At 70.4% G+C, this 1,388-nt stretch carries 2 protein-coding genes; both read right to left on the bottom strand.

Going from position 1 to position 1,388, the window contains the following annotated elements; all coding sequences use genetic code 11:
- Nucleotides 1-747, bottom strand: a 747-nt coding sequence (gene cobF, locus H928_RS0113530; RefSeq protein ID WP_021026992.1) for a precorrin-6A synthase (deacetylating), incomplete at its 3' end; no start/stop codon positions are given.
- On the bottom strand, nt 744-1,388 hold a 645-nt coding region (locus H928_RS27710; RefSeq protein WP_021026991.1), incomplete at its 5' end, for a cobalt-precorrin-4/precorrin-4 C(11)-methyltransferase. The genes cobF and H928_RS27710, both read right to left, overlap by 4 nt.

Genomic DNA, 1,388 nt, shown 5'->3' with positions numbered 1-1,388 from the left:
GGCGCGCGTGGCCACAATGCGCTCGGCCGCCTCGGCCAGCGGGCCACGCGCCAGGCACTGCTGGGCCATGCCCAGGTAGGCGCCCCACCAGATGTAGACATCGCGGGCCTGCGCCGCCGGCAGGCTGCGAAAGCTGCACTGGCCGTCCAGCATCACCACCAGCGTGTCCACCCCGGCCGGCCAGCCTTGCTCGCGCAGCTGGCGGCCGGTGGTGACGGTAAAGGGCTGGCCAATGTCATTGACGGCGATCGCATGCGCGGCGGTGAGCGCCTGCATCGAGGTGATGCCGGCGATAACGCTGACCTGCTGCGGTGCCGGCTGCATGCGCGCGGCAATGCGCAAGGTGCTGTCGTAGAGCGATGGATCGCCCCAGACCAGCAGCGCCACCTGCAGCACACCGTTGCTGCTACGCGGCACCAGGCCATGGGCCAGCGCCTGCGCCATCGCGGCTTGCCAGCGCAGGGTGATGGCCGCATGCCATTCATCGACCTGGTTCAGGTAGTCATCGCCCTGGCTGCGGCGCTCGGGCATGTCAAAGCCAGCAATCAGCGGTGCGGGTTGCTGCAGCACCGCATCGCAGAGCGACTGGCGCAGGGCCGCCAGCTCGGCCTTGTCCTCGCCCTTGTGGGGCAGCAGCAGCAGGTCGGCCGCATTCATCGCCGCAATGGCCTGGCGCGTCAGGTGGTCGGGGTTGCCGGTGCCAATGCCGATGAGGCTCAGCGCGACCGGCGGCAAGCTTCTGCTCATGCCTGGCCTTCGCTGTTCGCGGGCGTGGCTGCCAGCGGCCGGTCGGTGGCGGTATCCACCGCCGCCTGCGGCGCCGGAAAGCGCGGCTCGGTGCCCTGTGGCCGGTAGCGGCGGTCGTAGTCGGTGGCGTAGAGGCGGCTTTCGCCAAAGTCCTCGGCGCTGATGCTGCGGCCCACCAGGATGATGGCGGTGCGCTCCATGCTGGCGGCCACGGCCTGGGCCAGTTGGCCCACGCTGGTGCGCACAACGGTTTCATCGGGCCAGCTGGCGCGCCAGACGATGGCGGCCGGGCAGTCCGCGCCATAGTGCGGCAGCAGCTCGCTTTGCACCTTTTCGGCCACATGGATGGACAAATGGATCGCCAGCACCGCGCCAGTCGCGGCAAAGGCGGCCAGTTGCTCGCCCTCGGGCATCGCAGTGGCGCGGCCGGAGGTGCGCGTCAGCACCACCGACTGGCACAGGCCCGGCAAGGTCAATTCGGCGCCCAGGGTGGCGGCAGCCGCGGCAAACGAGGGCACGCCTGGCGTCACGCTGTAGGCAATGCCCAGTGCGCGCAGGCGGCGCAGCTGCTCGCCCATGGCCGACCAGACCGACAGATCGCCCGAATGCAGGCGCGCCACATCCTGGCCCTGCGCATCGGC

Source organism: Comamonas sp. B-9 (assembly GCF_000410635.1).
Classification (GTDB): Bacteria; Pseudomonadota; Gammaproteobacteria; order Burkholderiales; family Burkholderiaceae_C; genus Comamonas.
This window is presented reverse-complemented; position numbering and strand designations above follow the sequence as displayed.